Genomic DNA, 19,126 nt, shown 5'->3' on the forward strand with positions numbered 1-19,126 from the left:
GCCTTTCCCCTTTCAAATTGCTACCATACTGACAAACGAGTTCTTCCATCATTTTCATCTGTAATATATTCTACATACAATCCTTGATTCCGTGCGTTTTCATACATCATTTCAATCTCTTCTTGGTTTTTCACATAAATTTGTATGTAATCACCATCCGCTACTAATACGACTACTTCACACTTACTCTCCTTAAATTCTTCATATGTTTCAATTTCTCCTAGTACTTCCCCTTTTGGATATGCTTTTAAGTCTACAAATAAAAGATAATATATGTTGTCTTTTATTAGCTTTTTTAAAGCTGAACCTACCATGATCTCGTTATCTTCTGAAAATAATTCTGGACCTAATTCATTCCCTACTATTATATAAGCTTCCTCCCTTCCCATGGCTTGCCAATCAAATGCAGTAATATCAATTGGCTTTAAGACTTTCCAAAGTAAATTATCATATCCATCTAGAATATCTACTGTAATCCCTCTTTTCATATGTCTGCTCCTAGCTTATTTATTTTTGTTCCATACATTATATATCAAATTTAATTACTATATTTTGTCGATACCTATGTACATCATAAAAAACCGCTCCACTACTAGCGAAACGGTTTCCTTCTACTTACATTTACATATCTTATTCAATCGTTGCACTGCGTTTTAAAATATTTTTTAATATCTTCACTACATCAGTCGTTCATTCTTAATGCTCACTTCGACTTCACGAAGTAATATAAAAACCATACCGCATGATTTTGTTCATCCGCAGCTATTCTCCGTAACAACTCTTTCAAATGTGCATCCGATGTCTCATCTGAAATTTCCAAATAAAAATCTACTGTCTTTTGTTCATCTTGTATAGCGAACTCTAATCCTTGTAAATACGTATTTGGGCAGTTTTCAGTAATTTGTGGTTTCGGCTGCCTGCCAGTTAAGTTCGTATAAATTTGTACAAAGTTGTGGAAATGCTTTATTTCATCATTACGAATTTCAAGAATTTGTTTTTGTTCTACTTGATTTGGAGCCATATTCGCTAATTTTGCATAGCAGCTTATAGCGCTATACTCTCCATTTATAGCTTTTTCAATATCACTAATCAACTTATCATTTTGTCTATACCAATCATAATAATTCGAATTATACATCGTATCCCTCCATACTTTCGCTTAACATTTTATGCATTTAGAAATAGTAGGAGCCTGTGTATATAACGGGACGACTTTAGATTGAAAGCAAAGTTTGAGAAAAGGGTCTATTTTGCAAAGGAATTGCTTATTCATAAAGTGAAACTATATTCAGTGGGGATTTTACTACACGACAAATAGCGGATAAAATATCACTATTTTTTTGTACGCTGTGGCTATAAATTCGCGAATGAATCAGGTTTCCAACCAGATGTGGTGTTGAGATGCGAAGCTATTATGAATCCAATCATATAACTAGGAGGTACCACTATGCCATCTTTATTTAAACCTATGGCCTTCCAGCTGAAAACCGAAAGACTTGAGCTTAGTATGTGGGAGGAATCCGATTCCGTTTGGCTGAGCAAATTAATTGGCGAACGTGGTGTGGATATTCCAGCCGTTGATTCCGTTCGTAACCGGCTCATTGAGATGCGCAAGAAAGCAGACGAAAATGGCATTTCCCTTCTCACTATTCGTAGGCGAGACGAAGGCGATTTTATTGGATACTGTGGCTTGATTATCGGTCGTTCCACACTTGAAGAGCCGGAGATTGCATACGAATTGTTCCGCAGCGCTCATGGAAAAGGTTATGCGACTGAGGCAGCAGCCGTTGTACTGGACGCTGCAATTGCTACTGGGCGCCACAGGCTTTGGTCGACTGTAGGCGCTTGGAATATCGCTTCCCTCCGGGTGCTAGAAAAGATAGGGTTTAAGAGGCATCACAGTACGTGGGATGACGAGCGCGGTGAGATTGTTTGGAACGTACGCGATCTTTAGAAATTCCGGCTTAATTACATACAACACTTTTTAACAATCAGGCTTTTTCATTGAGAAAAAGTCATCAAAACTTATTCCAAGGCGACAACAGCAAATACTAATTTTTCAACTTATAGATTTCATCAAAAAAAGCTGTTTCACTAATTTAGTGAAACGGCTTTTTTTAAGCGTTCAATTCTGTTTTATGCCCTTTTACTGCACTACGTTTGAATGCAGTTGCTAATATAATAACCGCACTTACTATACCAATCCAAACGAGTACAGTAACAGGTGTATTCCAGCTTACCCCTTTTCCGAAGAAGAAGATTTCTCTTAAGCCTTCGATCATAAATTTCATTGGTAACCATGGGTAAACCCAGTCTTGATAAAACGGAGACAACATCTCAGGTGCTAATGATAATAACGGCGCCCCGAAAAATAGTAATAAAGCGAATAAACCGATTCCTTTTAGCCCAACTAATGAAAGTACCGCAGATATCATTAAGAAGAAACTAAAAGAAGTAATGGATAAGAATAGAGCTGTATCCGTGAAGTTCGAAATATTTAATCCTACCATCCCATCTGCAATCCATGTAAGACCAAATCCAATTACAAGTGCCGCAATAGCTCCTGTTACGATTTGTTTTACTTTCAATATAAAGTTTTCTTTTCGTGAACTTACCGGTATTTTACTAATCGCAATAAAAATAATCGCTGCGCTCGCTAAACTTGCAATCCATAACGGCTGGAACAATGATATTGGTGAGTTACCGTTCGCACTATTTTTGCCGACCTCATTCATATTTTTCACGTTCTTTACAATAGGTGTTACTAATTTCACAGCTTGATCTGTTGTTACAGTATCTCCTTTTGCTTTTAACCCTTCTAATATTTGCGTACGAACATTATTGTTCATATTATCAACGGTCGCCTGTAATATTTGTCCTGCCATAGTTGATGCAGCCGTATTCATTCCTTGATTAATATATATTTCTATCTCAGGTGAAGATGGCTGTGGTGTTCGTAACGACGCTTGTTTTGCGCTAAATTCTTTCGGGATGACTAATGCCGCGTAATACTCTTTATTGTTTAATCCCTTTTGAACGGCCTCTTTATTTTTTACTTCTACCCACTTCACTGCGGGTTCTTCCTCTGATTTCGATGATTTTTTCACCGTATCAACAATTGTTTGCCCCATATTCATTTTCGGTTGATTTGGAATTTCTACACCTTGATCCTCATTTACAATTGCAATTGGCAAGTTTTTCGGCTGCGGTTGAACAGTTGGAAATAACGTTAATGAAAAAATAAAAACAACAAGTAGTGCAATAACTGGTGATAACAATAAAAGTTTATTTTTAAACATCTTCTTTTCTCCTCCTTTAATTTGATTTATAATAATCAACAACGTGTTGTTTATTTATATTTTGAATTATATGTTCGAGTTGAACCTTATACAATAATCAAAAATCGTGAATGTGTCGGTTATAAGACACATTTTCTAAATGTGTTCAGTAAAATTAAGGAGGGACATGCTTTGCGCGATAGTAATTTAGATTTGCGTGTTGTTCGTACGAAAACTGCCATACGGAACGCATTGGTGGAGCTAATTGAAGAAAAGGGTTTTGACGCCATTACAGTGAAAGATATTACAACGAAAGCAAACATAAATCGCGGTACTTTCTATGCGCACTATCAAGATAAATTTGATTTAATGACAAAATGCCAAGAAGACATTATGTACGAGTTTTCTAACATTGCTAAACAGAAATTCCCGGAAGTTATTGCTGACCTTGGAACAAATCCTTCTCCAACAATGCCATTTATACTTATCACTTCTATTCTTGAATTTCTAAATGAAAATAGTGATTTTATGAGAGCTGTACTAAGTCCGAAAGGAGATTTATCTTTCCAAACAAAACTGAAAGACTTTATGTGGAAAACATTATTTGAAGATACGAATGGTCCTCTCATTAATAAGGAGAATTTACTTGTTCCAAGCGAATACTTAACTTCTTATATGGCATCTGCACATATAGGTGTCATCCAGCAATGGTTAAATAATGGACAAAAAGAAACACCTGAGGAGATTGCTCGCTTTTTATCAACTATTGCAGTTCATGGACCTTTTTATGCAGCTGGTTTAAAGAAATAAGTCCGCTATATAATAAAAGATCATCCACTTTAATAGCGGATGATCTTTTATTTCATTACAACACTTCAATATATCCTTCTGTTCCATGTACCCGAATTCGTTGTCCGTCTTTTATTATTTTCGTAGCATTCTCCACACCGACAACTGCCGGTAATCCATATTCACGTGCAATCACTGCTCCATGTGTCATAAGTCCACCAACCTCAGTGACTAACCCTTTTATAGACACAAATAACGGTGTCCAGCCCGGATCAGTAAAAGCAGTAACTAATATATCGCCCTCTTCTAAATTCGCTTCTTCCATGTTTAAAATAACGCGTGCCCTTCCCTCTATAACTCCTGATGAAACAGGCAAACCTACAATCGCATCAGCTGGGAGGTTCTCTCGTTTATATTTACCTGTAATGATTTCTCCATCAGACGTCATTATACGAGGAGGCGTTAGTTTTTCATATAATTTGTAATCATTTTTTTGTTTTTGTATCAGCTCGTAATCTAGTTTATTCGTGCGAACAACTTCGTGAAGCTCTTCAAAAGTTAAATAGTATATATCATCAACTTCATGAATGACACCGCTCTGCACAAGTTGCTCAGCTTCTTTCAGTAACGCCTGCTTATATATGAAATAACGATTAACCATGCCGTATTTTGGATATTCACGATACCCGATACAATTACGGATGTTGCGAATCATACGCTTCGTTTCTTCTACTTTTTGTTTACTATCCGGTAAGTGTTGTAATCGATTTACTAACTCTCCTTCTTTTTTCACAGCTTCCTGCAGCCCTTCTTCAAACTTCCGTTTACTAGCACCATATTCAAAGTCCCTTATATGATTTAAAATCATCGGTATAATTGTAGCTGGCTGTTCACTCCAGCGCGTTTTCGTAATGTCGATTTCTCCGCTGCATCTCATTCCATATTTATTTAGAAAGGCATCGATTGCATCCCGAACTTTTTCCCCGCCTTTAAACTGAATTAATTCATCTAAAAAGCTGTCATCTTCTACATGTTGTAAATACGCAATGACTTCTGGATACGGCCGAATCACATCTGCAACATCTAATAATGCTAAACCCATTTCTGAAGTAATATTATTTTGTACAGATTGTGAAAGTACATCTGCTGCATTCTTTTCCCCTAGCCATTGTTCCATCTTTTCATTAATCCATGATGAAGCATTCATACCTGCCATAATAATAGCTATACTTTGCGAGTTAAATAATACTTTCTTTAATTGCTGAATGTCTTCTAAAATAAAATCAAGTACATCCACCCCTGATTTCGTTTGCATGTTTCGTTTTAACTCTTCTATTGATGTTTGACTATTCTTTATTAAATTCGTAACGATTTCCGGATCATTCTCAGGTTGTTGTTGCGAACTTGCAGATGGCACATTTTTACTAAGATCCTTTTCTTTTTCATCATCCGGTAACAATTGAATAAAATCATCTCGCTCGATTATAGTCGTTAATGCATCTCTTACAAGTGGATCCGATTTTCCTAAAGTGTTTATTAAGTAATCTCTGCTAGCAGGTAAAGCTAATTGTTGCGTAGCATCAACAAATAACCTGCCTCCCGCTTTACGCATAGGGGCACTAGTCGTTAACAGGAAAAAAGATAAACCTAATGGTTTCATCGCATCGGTCATCATTTGTTGGTGACCAACTGATATATACACGTGATTTTCCCCATCATTTACTTCTGGAATTGGATATAAAGTCGTAATCGGTCTGCTTTGGACTATATAAATTGTATCATCAACTAAGCACCATTCAATATCTTGCGGACAACCACAATAAGCTTCGATTTGTCTTCCGATGCGTGCTAGTTGTAAAATTTGTTGTTCAGTAAGTGTTTGAACTTTTTGCTGATTAGGAGCAATTTTCTTTGTCTCTGTTCCGCCTTCTTTTCGTCCATAGATGGCTAATTTTTTCGTTGCGATGACCTTTTCGACGATTTCGTCTTCCTTTACCCTATAATTATCGGCAGAAACCAATCCAGATACTAGCGCCTCGCCAAGTCCAAAGCTGGCATCGATTGATAACACCTTCCTATTCGAAGTAATCGGATCCGCAGTAAATAAAATCCCTGAAGCCTCAGGGAAAACCATTTTTTGAACGACAACACATATAGAAACTTGATTATGATCAAAACCATTTTGCATTCGGTATATAACCGCTCGATCTGTAAATAAAGAAGCCCAGCATTTTTTAATATGCTGCAAAATGTTTTCTTTTCCAATAATATTTAAATACGTATCTTGTTGACCAGCAAACGAGGCATACGGTAAATCTTCAGCAGTAGCACTCGAACGCACTGCATACGCATATTCATTGCCAAAGTGCGAGAGATAATGAACTACTGATTTCACTACATCAACTGGAATTTCCACTGCCATAATGACTTCTCTAATCTTCTTATTAATTTCACCAATTTGATCTCGTTCCTCAATTTTTAACATTGCTAATTGATTCAACAAAGTTTGAAACGCTTCATTTTTTTCGATGGCCTGTTCATACCCTACCGTTGTAACACAAAATCCTTCTGGCACTTGTATCCCTTGAATATTTGATAACTCCCCTAGATTCAATCCTTTTCCACCAACGAGAAAAAGCTGCGTTTTTTCTATTTCCTGAAAATCGAGAACGAAAGAACTCATTTGGCACCTCTCCTTACTATTCATGTGTTCTTGATTGTAACAGTAGTAAATGAGAAGAAACAGTCTATTTCGAACTTAAATTACATGATATAATTAAGTTAGGAAGAGGTCATCACTCCTATTTCCCCCTCTAATTCACTTCAATTACATCACCAAACTTAAACATTCTTTGATTATGAAAAGCAATCATTAGACATAATGGATTTCTATCGACCTTTGTTATGTATTTTTTATATAAATCCACATTATAATATCCTTATAAATCTTTTATTAAGCCATAAATTCATCTCAAAAAATAGTAGAATCTGTGACTTTAAAAGCAATATTTTTTGTTTGCACTTTATATAAATTGATATGAATCCCTCTTAATTCTAGGACTAAATTATTGTTTTTTTAATCCCACATTAATTCTTTTCTCAAATTCGCCAAAATGAATTTTCAAGATTAGGGAACTATAATGTCGTATTAAAATATATTAAGGGGGGAGAAAAATTGGACAATGAAATGAATTATGGAAGTGATTACAAATTTATTCCAGCAACTTCAATTGAAAGTGGTCACGGCATCGAAGTATTACCTGATTTATTTTGCTACACGATTCAAATCGTCAACATATGTTTTGTTGGGAATCCGCATACCGATGATTTTGTTTTAGTTGACGCTGGAATGCCTAAATGTGCAAATGAAATTATCTCTGTTACTGAGGAGCGATTTGGTACAAATAGCCGTCCAAAAGCAATTATTTTAACTCATGGGCATTTTGATCATGTTGGAGGAATAATTGAACTCATTAAATATTGGGATGTTCCAGTCTATGCCCATCAAATGGAGATACCATTCCTGACTGGACAACAAAGCTATCCTGAACCAGATCCAACAGTTGAAGGTGGTATGGTAGCGAAAATGTCTCCTCTGTTCCCAAACGAACCAATTGACTTAGGAAATAATGTAAAAGCACTACCTATCGATGGAACTGTTCCCCATATGCCAGAGTTTAGATGGATTCATACACCAGGGCATACTCCTGGGCATATTTCATTATTCCGAGAGAAAGACCGAACTTTAATTGCTGGGGACGCTTTTGTTACAGTGAAACAGGAGTATCTGTATAAAGTAATAACTCAAGAACAGGAAATAAGCGGTCCGCCTCGTTATTTAACAACAGACTGGAAAGCTGCTAAAGGGTCAGTTATTAAGCTAGAGAAGTTAAAGCCTCTAACCGCTGTTACTGGACATGGGATACCGATGTCAGGTGAATTGCTATCAACAAGCCTCAAAACACTTGTTCAAGAATTTGATAAAATTGCTGTACCTGATTACGGAAAATATGTAGACAAAAAGATACATTAAGTATAAAAATCAAAACGGAAAAAATTATTAAGTTTAATAAAGAAACACTGTACTTAGGCAACGTCTGTATTATAAGAATGGAAATACACCTTGTGAATAAAACTCGTTATTCCGAAAATACTATCTGTAGTATAAGCCTGCTTCTTAACCAGGTTGTACTTCTTACCATTAAAGGTTGATTAAAATGGGTTACGCTATATAGCATAACCCGTTTTTAATGAAATCTTTTATTCTGTATACGTTTAAACAATGGAGGAAAATGATGAAACATATTGTTGCTTTATTAATTAAATACACAGCGATAACTGCAGTATTACTTATCGTACTCAGTATTTTTCAAGGCATTTCCATTCCTAGAGTATTACTCATTTCTCTTTTCTTAACAGGAGCTTCTTATTTAATCGGCGATCTCTTCATTTTACCTAAATACGGAAATATGATTGCTACAATGGCAGATTTTGGCTTAAACTTCTTCGGAATTTGGCTACTAACATCCTTATTTACTAATTTAGATGCTACTCGTAATATTGGACTTTCTTCATTCTTAGCCGCATTAATTATTGGCGGAATAGAGGTTTTCTTCCACATTTATATGAAGAGACTAGTACTGCGTAACGATGATGAATTAAGAAATCACAACCATATTCATCATGACAAATATGCTATGGAAATGTCAGATGAATATATGGATTCTTCTACAATAAATAAATCTAAAGTTGAGGATACATCTAAAAAATAAAAAAGTGGCCAATGCCACTTTTTTATTTTTGTTTATTAAGCTTGATCAGAATTTCTTACATGTAATGGAGGTGGAACTACCCACCCTTTTTTCTTACTTAAACGCAGCAACGTTACACCTGCTTGCGCTTTTTTCATATGAAATTGTCCAAATAGCATCCCTACATCCTCTCGAAGACATTTCCCCATCACTTGACTACATGTCACAAGTCCAGCTGCTAGCCCTGCAGAAACAGCAGCAGCAATTTCAACATCATTAATACGTGCCCCTGGGGGAATGTCTTCGATAGATGCAACTGGTCGTTCTGGAGGAGCAGGCGGTAAAGCTACCCCATTAATCTTTAAAAGAGTTTTTAACTCTTCTACTTCTGAATTCATATCATTTTCAATTAAGCTTTCTAAAAACTTCTTCAAATCTTCGTCACCTGTGTGGTTCATAAATACTTGATGGCTTGCAATTGCACCTTGTGCTGCTAAAAGATAACTCCAAATATCAAATACTTCTCCGTAATGTAACGGTTCATTTTGAGGATTTCCACTTAAAATACCCATTTTTAAATTCCTCCCTTTCGAAAATATCATAATAAATATTGATTTCAATATTGAAATCAAATTTTTAAGTATGCTTTTTCCTGCAAAAGATTTTCTACTATGCATGGAAAACACCTTTCCAACACTGCGTGTTTATTGTTTAGGAAAGTCGTTTACAAATAAAATACTCAAAGATTATGAAAGAAGATTATCAATAATCTTTGAGTGAGAATCTGTTTAATATAAGGTTTTTTATTTTTATGAATACACAAAAGAAATTGATTTACATATTTGCTATACTTTATGCCAATTTACTTAGCGGTTAGCTCTACCACCAAGTTGTTGTTCTGCCATTGCTACTAAACGCTTTGTAATTTCACCACCAACAGATCCGTTTGAACGAGCTGTTGTATCTGCACCAAGTTGTACACCAAACTCTTGTGCAATTTCATATTTCATTTGATCAAGAGCTTGTTCAGCGCCTCGAACTAATAATTCATTACGACTTCCAATATTATTATTTGCCATATCGTTTCACCTCCAATGTTTTTAATATGCTACAAATTATGAAATAATAATTATCCTTTTTATAGGAATTAAATTATGTATAAATATTGAGTTTCTTCTTAAAATAGGGCAAAGACATAAGAAAGAAGAGCTACTATAACGTACTTTCATAACAACAATATGTATAAATTTCTCTTTACTAAAGATTTCTGTTTTGCCAAGAGATACATATAAATTATGAAAAATAATTTATAAGGAGATATGAGATGAAAGCTGTAACCTATCAAGGACCAAACCAAGTACAAGTTAAACAAGTTGATGATGCGAAGTTAGAGAAAAAAGACGATATTATTGTAAAAATTACTTCAACCGCTATTTGCGGTTCTGATTTACATTTATATCAAGGGAACATGCCTTTACCGCAAGGGTACATTATTGGTCATGAACCAATGGGCATTGTTGAAGAAGTTGGTCCAGATGTTACTAAAGTGAAAAAAGGAGATCGTGTTGTCATCCCCTTCAACGTTTCTTGTGGACATTGTTTCTATTGCCAACATGAAATGGAAAGCCAATGTGATAACTCCAATCCTCATTATGATTCTGGTGGATACTTTGGTTATACAGAGAAATTTGGTAACCATCCAGGCGGACAAGCAGAATATTTAAAAGTTCCTTTTGGAAATTTCACTCCATTTGTTATACCGGAATCATGCGAACTTGAAGATGAATCTTTACTGTTTTTATCCGATGTTTTGCCAACAGCCTATTGGAGTGTAATAAACGCAGGTGTTAAGCCAGGTGATACTGTTATCGTCCTAGGTTGTGGACCTGTTGGATTAATGACACAAAAATTTGCTTGGATGCAAGGTGCTAAGCGCGTAATCGCAGTCGATTACTTAGATTATCGTATAAATTATGCAAAAAAGATTAACAATGTTGAGGTATTTGAGTTTACAAAATTCCCCGATATGGGAGAACATTTAAAGGAAATCACACATGGCGGTGCCGATGTAGTCATTGATTGCGTGGGCATGGATGGAAAAAAATCGCCACTAGAATTTCTAGAACAAAAGTTAAAATTACAAGGCGGAACTCTCGGTCCTATTCAAATCGCTACGAAAGCCGTAAGAAAATATGGAACGGTTCAAATGACTGGCGTTTATGGTGGCAATTATAATGCATTTCCACTCGGAGCATTTTGGGTTAGAAATATTAATCTTAAAATGGGACAAGCACCTGTTATTCATTTTATGCCGGAACTATTTGAAAAAATAACAAATAAAGAATTTGATCCAAAAGAGATTATTACACACAAAATCCCCCTTGAAGAAGCAAGCTACGGTTATCAAATTTTTAATAATCGTGAAGATGATTGTATTAAAGTTATTTTAAAACCTTGAAAATTGTTATGTGACTGAACCTTTTATTTTTCTATGCAGTAGACTGCTAAAAATAAACCTACTGCATAGAAAATTATTCTAATCAACCTCAATTACATCACAAAACTTAAACATTCTTTGATTATGAAAAGCATCAGTACAAGTAATCGTCTCCATTAATGGATTAATATCTACTACTGTTATGTAATTTTTATATAAATAACCATCTTTATAATATGTAAGTAAAACCTCTTCCTCACCTAAAAATGAAGTTAATAGCTTATTTTCAATCATTTCTTTTGCATCTTGCGTTACAATTGGACGCGAGGCTTTCGTTTGCTCCTTTATCATTTCTTTAATAACTGCGAACTGCTCCGGCATACTGGCAAACGGTTGCCACTTTACCATACCTCTTCCTTTTAGCATACTAGCATTCTTCACGATTTGTGCCCTCCTAATAATGTGTTTCTATATCTTGCTGTTGCGACGCTTGTGTAAGAAATGCCTCGTAAAATACTGTTCTTACCAAATCGTGTTCGAATTTCGTCCATAACTTTCGTTAATCGTATTTCTTTTTCTCTTTGTATAATGTTATCGAAAAGCGAAATTTGCTCTTCCCCTTCATTAATAAGGTTTGTTAATGAAACACTTACTGATCGAATCGGCTCTCCTGTATGGCGCTCATATAAAAAATATGTACAAACATTATAAATATCCATCGTTAAGTTTGTTGCTCTATTTAACGTATGTGCCTTTTTTATTCCCCCACCGTATTCCTTGCTATATCCAACTGAAAAATGAATTGTTTGCGCGCATTTCTTTTCTCGTCTCAACCTATAACAAACCTCTTCTATATGCTCTAATAAAATAACTATGAACTCTTCTACCGAATAATCACGCAATAATATTTGGCTTTTCGCTATAGATGTTGTCACTGGAACGTATTTTTCTGCTATTCTACTAAAATCAATTCCGTTACTATGTAGATGTAATTCTTCTCCTATTACACCAAATGATTGCTTTAAATATTTCAAAGGATACTGAGCTAACTCTCCAATGGTATGTATACCTTTTCGATTCAATTTCATTTCTGTTTTATACGATATACCCCAAAATTTACTGAGTGGTCTAATACTCCATAACTTCTCGGGTATATCGTCATACGTCCACTGCGCTATTCCATCCCTATTCTTCTTCGCTTCCACATCCATCGATACTTTACTCAATAATAAATTCGGCCCAATACCAATCGTGCTTTCAATCCTTGTACGTTCATATATTTCTCGCTTGAACTTTAATGCAAACTCGCGCGGATTACTGGCAAACAAATGAATACTTGCAGTCATATCCATAAAAAATTCATCGATACTATATTGATGAAAATCTTCCGGTGCGACATACTGCAAAGCCAAACCCGTTATGAAAGTTGAACACTTCATATACGTATGCATAATTGGATTCACAATAATAATATCTGGTCGCTTCGGTATTTCGTACAAACGAGCCATCTTCTTTATTCCTAACGCTTTTAATGGCGGTGTTGCTGCTAATACAATTGATCCGCTCTGATTCACATCCCCTACGACAGCCAATTTTGTATATCTTGGATCAAGTCCTTTTTTAATACATGATACGCTTGCATAAAAGCTACGAAGGTCTACACAAAGAATAATACGATTCGGTAAAAGAGAATAATCATACAAGGTTATCACTCCTAACAAAAAGAACATTCGTTCTTATTATATACGAACTCATGTTCTTTTTAAAGGTATTTCTATGAAAATTTTGGTTAAAATGACCGGGCTTTAAAAATCTAAAAACACTTAAGAGCCCTACAATATTCAAATACTGTTTTCACCATTAGGAGATGACACTGTATTTAGTTCTAAAAAATCTCACTCAATGCATACTACATATAATTAAGAATGATATTTACGCGCTATCAATCACGGCGGGAAAAACTCTGTATACAAAACAGCTAGAATTTCAAGTAACTGATGAACATAAAAACTACTAAAATTCATTTCAGCTTTCATGTCTCTAATTTATATATTCTTCTAAATTTATTTTCAGCAAAATCTCCTACATAGCAGCTGTGCCAAGATTCATCTGCATAACTAGTTACATTCTCCTTTTTGCTATTATTAATAGCTTAGTAATAAAAGCTGTTAAACAGCAAAGGTGCGAAGTCTTAAATTAGACTTCGCACCTTATACAAATTTATAATCAGGGACGATACAAACACGACTACAATAATATATACATAATAATCACTCATTATATCTGTTACTTCTTTAATCGGCTGGAGAGAATACAATATATAAACCAATCCTTTTACTTAGCCATCTCTCATTATCGGATTGATTGTTTCTAGATACTTAATTCCCTCTATACTAATTTTAATCGGTAATCTATTCCGATTAAAATTACAAATGATAAATGTATCCAGTTTTCCTTTTTGCCTACTTGCTAAATTCAGCAATTAAAACGTTTTTAAAAGACTCTGGATTATTAATCTTAAAACTGTTCGAATTGACGGCCAATGTATGTTTGCCTCCAAGTGTTCCACCAGCAAAAGTGGAAAACCCTAGAACGCCACCTCTGTGTCCCCATACCGAGACACCGTTCGAAAGCTTAATTTCCAGGATTCCAAGACCATATCCGGTTCCCTCTCTATTTGTAGGAACTGTAGTAAGCATTTGTTTTAACTGCTGTTCCTTCAGTAATTTACCACTGAGTAAGTAAGAGAAGAATTTGTTTAAATCGTCAGCAGTAGAAATCATATCTCCATCCGAGCTACCTGGGTTAATATAAGTAACGTCTTTTAGCTCACTCGCTCCGTCTAGTTGCAAATAGCCACGGGCATGCTTGGTGCCTGGAATCACGCTTGAATTACCAGGTAGAAATGTATTTGACAAATCAAGCGGTTCAATAATTCGGTTTTCAACCTCTTCCGCATAACTGTTGCCAGTTACTTTTTCAATAAGAATCCCCAGTAATACGTAACCTGTGTTTGAATAAGACCAACCCTTTCCTGGTGCAAAATCTGGGGGAAGAGAAATCCCCATTTTGACGAATTCTTCAGCCGTATACGATTTTTTTGTATCCATAATATCGAAGTCTTTTGAATTTATATAATCAGCAATACCACTTGTATGATTCAATATTTGACGGATAGTAATCTGGTTACCATCATATCCGTTTCCTTGAATAACGCCAGGTAACCATTTTTCAATGGAGTCGTCTAGATTCAAACGGTTCTCTCCAGATAATTGAAGTAGAACTGTTGCAATGAACGTTTTCGTCACACTACCAATGCGAAAGCGAAAATCTGCTTTCATTGGTTTCTTAGTTCTCAGATCCGCTATCCCAGCGGTATAACTCCAAGTTTTACCACCCTTAGAAATTTGAGCGAGTATTCCCGGGTATCCAAGTTGCAGTTCATCTCGTATTGCTTTCTTAACGGAATTACGATCGCTTTGCGTACTTGTTTGTAACGAACTAGATACATTTTGCGTAGGTTCTGCTTTTACAACTGATGTTGGTGTTATGTATAACAGGGAACTTCCACCTATTAAAAGTGCTAGACTTGCACATGTAATTTTACTGCGTGTTTTCATAAAAAATTCCTCTCTTCTATTAAAATTGTATAGATAGTTGATAGAAGTGTCATATACGAACCACACAGCTATCCATTCTCCAAATGATGAAAAGGCAACAATGCATTTGCAATCATTGTACTCATTATTTTCACAAAACACTCTTGTTACTGATTGTTTGTTTTATATGTAGGCCGTAATTGTTCCCCCCTTCACGCCTCCTTATATTTTTATCCTACACAATGAAAATCTCTTTTTTCTTACCTATTCCTTACAAATTCCTTACATACAAAATCACTTGTACAATAGGGTTGAAGTAGCATCTGTGCCCGAAAGCGCAAAAAACACCGATGCTTTTCGCTTCAGTGTTTTTTGCGCTTTACATATTGAAGATTCGTTTTACTCTTAACAGCTTAAATTACTGATTTTTTCTAATGCGATTATTCTTCTTGCTATATAAAACAAATTTCATAGTGTTATATGAAACACTATGAAATTTGTCATTAAGGCACATTATTCTAAATTTATTGATGTAGTTGAGATGGACTCACTTTTTGAATTTGAACAAGTATATCAAACGCTTTACCTAATGATATATCAACAGTTTTTGGTATATCAGGCCCTTCGGTGGTTATTCCAGCGAAAATTGGATGTTGTTCGTTTAACCAAGTTTTTGTCACGCCGTTCGCCTTACGTAAATCAATAAAAAATTGATCTTTTTTCACCTGTCCAAAAATGTAGTTATAACTGTTTAGATCATCTAATTTTAATGTTCCATATGGGCCGAATTCACCATTGCTATTCTTGAAATTGTACTGTCCTTCATAAACTGACGTTCCAATAGATACGTACCGTTTTCCGTAATATTCTGCTAAATGCTGCCCAGCTACTTTAGGATATATAAAAGGAAGCATATTTGTTTTCGAAATGTGTCCATTATGTCCCCATACAATGGTTTTTCCTAAATGTTCTTCAGTCCACTTCGCATTTTCATACATTGCAATATCATGTTTCAAATAAAAATCCGCTGGTTTATCAGGAGGTGTCGCTAACATTGTAGTAAACTGTTCAATAATACGAGCATTTTGCTTTATCCATGCAAACTCTTTAGATTTTCCATTTAAATAGCTTTTATTTTCCTCTAATAAAGCACTAATTTGTTTAGCATCTAAAACATACTTTTCTTTTTCTTCTTTCGTAAGACTTTCAAAAGTATTCATATCCTTTGTTACAGGAATAAGACCTTTTATCTGCTCTTCTACTCTAGGCAATAGTTTTGAATTGTTCGCTTTAATATATTCTGTTATATTATTATAAACATTCTCGTTTACTGATTGAATGTCCATCCCGATGATACGTACTTTAGATTTATGTTTTGGATTAGCATTATATTGCCGAATCCAATCAAGTAAATCTAGCATTTCTTTCGTCTTAAATACAGGTGTTAGATGTTGGCTTGGGTTTCCCTTACCAGTAAGAACATATCGATCAAGTTCCAAGGCCCTGTCCCATCCCTCTTCTAAAACTAGATTGGTAAAGCCCTTTTCAGATACTAAATACTTAACAATGCGGTGTTTCATCGTAAAAACTTCATGAGCCCCATGCGTAGCTTCACCTAAACCTACAATTGAAGCTGAACCTACCATATCCTTAAGTGGTTTCAAATCATTAAGAGATGCAGTTGGATTAGTTGTTTTTAAAGGCTTTGCATGTGCTTCTAACCATTTCGCTATTTGATTTGTATTATAGGGAGCTGTAACAGAAACCTCTGTTTTCGAATCTGCATAAGTATTTCCTACAAAATGAGTCATTGTTATAGCAGAAGCAACAATTGCAATAATTATTTTCTTTTTCATAAAAAACCTCCTGAAATATTTACTTATAGCTTTTTGACATACTCTGCCAACCTCCGTTTAAAACATTCATTTTCTTATTACTGTTAAGATACATTTATTATAGTTCCTAAAACTCACTTATTTCTTAATAGGTTCTTAAGAAATTCTTAATTCACTTATACGAATATAAAACTAAATAAGCTTCAATTCATTGTATTGTAAATTCCTCATTGCATAACATTATAATGTACAGATATTTGTTATAAATGATGTTATCTAAAGTATTCAATTTCAGTATGTATTATTAACGTAGTTAATATATGGTTAATATGAAGTTCCAAATTTTGATTGTTTGTAGTCTCTTTATCATAGAGTTAATTTAGGGGTTATTTTTTGTTCACTTCATTTTTTTCGGCACCCTGCATCTAGACAGTATACCCATTGGCCACAGTTAGACTATTTCAAATCAAAAAAATAGATTACCTGCACACTAAAGAGTATAGTGCACAGGTAATCTAGTTGTTTTTGAGATTAATAAAAAACTAATTTATTTTTTGAATTCTTCCATCAATAATAGACTGAATTGGTTCTTTTGATTTTTTTATATAATCTACTAATGCTTCAAAATCAGTTGGTCCTGTTTCAGCATCTTTACCGTTTTTAAAGGATACAAATCCATCTCCACCTGAAGCTAGAAATGCGTTCGCAACGACGCTGTAAGTTTTAGAAGGAATGATTTCTTCTCCATTTGTTAAGCGAATACTTGTTACTTTTTCTCCATTAGGCTTGTTCGCATCCCAAGTGTATTGGATTCCTGAAATTTGAAGCATTCTTGTTATGTCTTTTTGCCATTGTTGATTTAAAATATCACGAATGTCTTGACCTGTTAAATTTACTTTTATTAATTGATTTCCGAATGGTTGAATACCATATATCTCTCCCCATGTAATATCACCAGCATCTAAGTCATTACGAATACCACCAGGATTCATAAGTGCAATTTGAGATTGCATTGTTGTACGCTGGGCATCAGCAACTAAATTTCCAAGAGTAGATTCACCAGCCGTATTGAGTTTGCGATCTAGTGGCGCAATAGACTTACCTACAACTTCATTAACAAGAGGTGCGATTTTTGCTTGATATTTCTCCATCTTCTTCTTGATTTTTTTATCAGGCTCTATGCCTTCATGGTAAGTTGTAACAATTTCTGCTTTTTTCTCAACAATATCTTGTGTTTTACGATCAATCTTTACATCAACATCAGCAAAAGCCATACCATATGAATTTGCTTGTACGACAAGTTTATTATTAACAGTTCCATTTACATAGGTGTGGCTATGCCCACCAAAAATAACATCGACTTCTGGATCAGTCTCATTTGCTAATCGGACGATATCACCATTTGTTACGCCGTTCCCATCTGTTATACCTCCGTTATGTGCAAGAACAACGATAGATTTAACGCCTAGTTTTTTTAATTGCTTTACGGATTTGTTAATAGCTTCAACTTCATCTGTAATTTCTACATTCTTTAGCATAGTAGGCATAACAAGATTAGGAACATCCGTTGTTACGACTCCGATAAATCCAACAGGAACTCCTTGTACCTTTTTTATAGTGAATGGTGGTAAAAATAAACGACCGGTGGATTTATTATAGAAATTTGCAGCAACATATGGGAATTTTGCTCCTTTAAAATTCCCTGTTTTCTCATGGTATCCACCATAAATAAGGCGGTTCATTTCTTCAACACCTTCATCAAATTCATGATTTCCTATCGTTCCAACATCGAATTTCAAATCATTTAGAAATTCAATTGTAGGTTCGTCTTGTAATAATGCTGAAACAGGAGTACTTGCTCCAACAACATCGCCGGCATGTACCTTTAATGTATTTGGATTTTGTTTTTCACGATCACGTAAATAAGCCCCTAAGTACTCAATTCCCCCTGCATCTTTATTGTTAATTTTTTTTACAGTGTCTAGTTGCCCATGAAAATCGTTAATACCGAGCATTTGTACATCTATGTAGCGGTTTTGTTCTGTACTTGCTTGGATTGAAGGCGCAGCAAATACACTAGTAAAAGTAACTGTACTTAATGCTAAAGCAACTGGAATGATTTTTTTCAACATAAAATTTCTCTCCCCTAATTAAAATCTGACATAATACGATGTTATTTTAATATATTAAGAGAATTATTTCTACAAAAATTCTACTAATTATAAAAATTAATAAGATTTTATTTTTTTCTGACAAATAACTCCTTCCTCAAAAATGTGAAGGTGTAAAACGTCAATTTTAAGTGGAGGATGAATATTTGTAAGCTTAAGCCTACACTTTTTTATTAGGATGTAAAGGGCCCCACTCAACTTAAGAAACTTCACTACCCAAAACAAGAAAATGTGCGTTTCTTTGTTTGGAGGATTATTCAAAATAT

The 19,126-nt window shown here is 34.8% G+C and carries 16 protein-coding genes; 5 read left to right on the forward strand and 11 right to left on the reverse strand.

All coding sequences use genetic code 11. The features are described 5' to 3' along the window. Window positions 1-20: 20 nt before the first annotated feature. Together ATL10_RS13305 and ATL10_RS13310 are read right to left on the reverse strand one after the other, a co-directional pair. A complete protein-coding gene (locus tag ATL10_RS13305; protein ID WP_098250578.1) occupies window positions 21-488 on the reverse strand; it encodes a DUF2691 family protein in 468 nt (155 codons plus the stop codon). 215 nt (window positions 489-703) lie between these two features. Continuing rightward, window positions 704-1,138: a ferritin-like domain-containing protein gene (locus ATL10_RS13310; protein ID WP_000282832.1), complete on the reverse strand. Its 435-nt coding sequence runs from the start codon at window positions 1,136-1,138 to the stop codon at window positions 704-706. Between the two features lie 309 nt (window positions 1,139-1,447). Here ATL10_RS13310 and ATL10_RS13315 point away from each other — a divergent pair, with 309 nt between their 5' ends. Then, entirely contained in the window at window positions 1,448-1,954 is a 507-nt protein-coding gene (locus tag ATL10_RS13315) for a GNAT family N-acetyltransferase (RefSeq protein ID WP_100910156.1), read from the forward strand. 163 nt (window positions 1,955-2,117) lie between these two features. On the opposite strand, the gene ATL10_RS13320 is transcribed toward ATL10_RS13315, so the two are convergent. After that, window positions 2,118-3,299, reverse strand: coding sequence for a YhgE/Pip domain-containing protein (locus ATL10_RS13320; RefSeq protein ID WP_016512626.1), 1,182 nt, complete (start codon window positions 3,297-3,299; stop codon window positions 2,118-2,120). A gap of 171 nt (window positions 3,300-3,470) precedes the next feature. Between ATL10_RS13320 and ATL10_RS13325 the strand changes: the two genes are divergently transcribed. Beyond that, entirely contained in the window at window positions 3,471-4,088 is a 618-nt protein-coding gene (locus tag ATL10_RS13325) for a TetR/AcrR family transcriptional regulator (protein WP_043315287.1), read from the forward strand. A 55-nt stretch (window positions 4,089-4,143) separates the two neighbouring features. Here the strand turns inward: ATL10_RS13325 and ppsA are convergent, their stop codons facing one another. After that, complete coding sequence (gene ppsA, locus ATL10_RS13330) at window positions 4,144-6,750, reverse strand: phosphoenolpyruvate synthase (protein ID WP_110496996.1); 2,607 nt, start codon at window positions 6,748-6,750, stop codon at window positions 4,144-4,146. 492 nt (window positions 6,751-7,242) lie between these two features. Between ppsA and ATL10_RS13335 the strand changes: the two genes are divergently transcribed. Together ATL10_RS13335 and ATL10_RS13340 are read left to right on the forward strand one after the other, a co-directional pair. Further along, window positions 7,243-8,100: an MBL fold metallo-hydrolase gene (locus ATL10_RS13335; protein ID WP_098352314.1), complete on the forward strand. Its 858-nt coding sequence runs from the start codon at window positions 7,243-7,245 to the stop codon at window positions 8,098-8,100. A gap of 262 nt (window positions 8,101-8,362) precedes the next feature. Then, entirely contained in the window at window positions 8,363-8,839 is a 477-nt protein-coding gene (locus ATL10_RS13340; RefSeq protein WP_141534625.1) for a YndM family protein, read from the forward strand. A gap of 35 nt (window positions 8,840-8,874) precedes the next feature. On the opposite strand, the gene ATL10_RS13345 is transcribed toward ATL10_RS13340, so the two are convergent. Together ATL10_RS13345 and sasP are read right to left on the reverse strand one after the other, a co-directional pair. Beyond that, window positions 8,875-9,390, reverse strand: a complete 516-nt coding sequence (locus ATL10_RS13345) for a DUF3231 family protein (protein WP_000512135.1) — start codon at window positions 9,388-9,390, stop codon at window positions 8,875-8,877. 294 nt (window positions 9,391-9,684) lie between these two features. Then, complete coding sequence (gene sasP / locus ATL10_RS13350) at window positions 9,685-9,897, reverse strand: small acid-soluble spore protein, SasP family (RefSeq protein ID WP_110496998.1); 213 nt, start codon at window positions 9,895-9,897, stop codon at window positions 9,685-9,687. A 245-nt stretch (window positions 9,898-10,142) separates the two neighbouring features. Between sasP and ATL10_RS13355 the strand changes: the two genes are divergently transcribed. Further along, window positions 10,143-11,276 carry a zinc-dependent alcohol dehydrogenase gene (locus tag ATL10_RS13355; RefSeq protein ID WP_000649083.1) on the forward strand — a complete coding sequence of 378 codons (1,134 nt, stop codon included), beginning with the start codon at window positions 10,143-10,145 and terminating at the stop codon, window positions 11,274-11,276. Window positions 11,277-11,354: 78 nt separating this feature from the next. Here the strand turns inward: ATL10_RS13355 and ATL10_RS13360 are convergent, their stop codons facing one another. The 5 genes from ATL10_RS13360 to ATL10_RS13380 form a co-directional block, all read right to left on the reverse strand. Beyond that, entirely contained in the window at window positions 11,355-11,696 is a 342-nt protein-coding gene (locus tag ATL10_RS13360) for a YolD-like family protein (protein ID WP_016512621.1), read from the reverse strand. Next, entirely contained in the window at window positions 11,693-12,958 is a 1,266-nt protein-coding gene (locus ATL10_RS13365; RefSeq protein ID WP_098235342.1) for a Y-family DNA polymerase, read from the reverse strand. Before ATL10_RS13365 ends, ATL10_RS13360 begins: the two co-directional genes overlap by 4 nt. A gap of 759 nt (window positions 12,959-13,717) precedes the next feature. Beyond that, window positions 13,718-14,875 carry a serine hydrolase domain-containing protein gene (locus ATL10_RS13370; protein WP_097924006.1) on the reverse strand — a complete coding sequence of 386 codons (1,158 nt, stop codon included), beginning with the start codon at window positions 14,873-14,875 and terminating at the stop codon, window positions 13,718-13,720. Between the two features lie 503 nt (window positions 14,876-15,378). Then, on the reverse strand, window positions 15,379-16,710 hold the full coding sequence (locus ATL10_RS13375) for an erythromycin esterase family protein (RefSeq protein ID WP_110497000.1): 1,332 nt from the start codon (window positions 16,708-16,710) through the stop codon (window positions 15,379-15,381). A gap of 521 nt (window positions 16,711-17,231) precedes the next feature. After that, entirely contained in the window at window positions 17,232-18,821 is a 1,590-nt protein-coding gene (locus tag ATL10_RS13380; RefSeq protein WP_016512618.1) for a bifunctional metallophosphatase/5'-nucleotidase, read from the reverse strand. Between the last annotated feature and the right edge of the window lie 305 nt (window positions 18,822-19,126).

The sequence above is a fragment of the Bacillus sp. 196mf genome, assembly GCF_003217275.1.
GTDB lineage: Bacteria > Bacillota > Bacilli > Bacillales > Bacillaceae_G > Bacillus_A > Bacillus_A thuringiensis_S.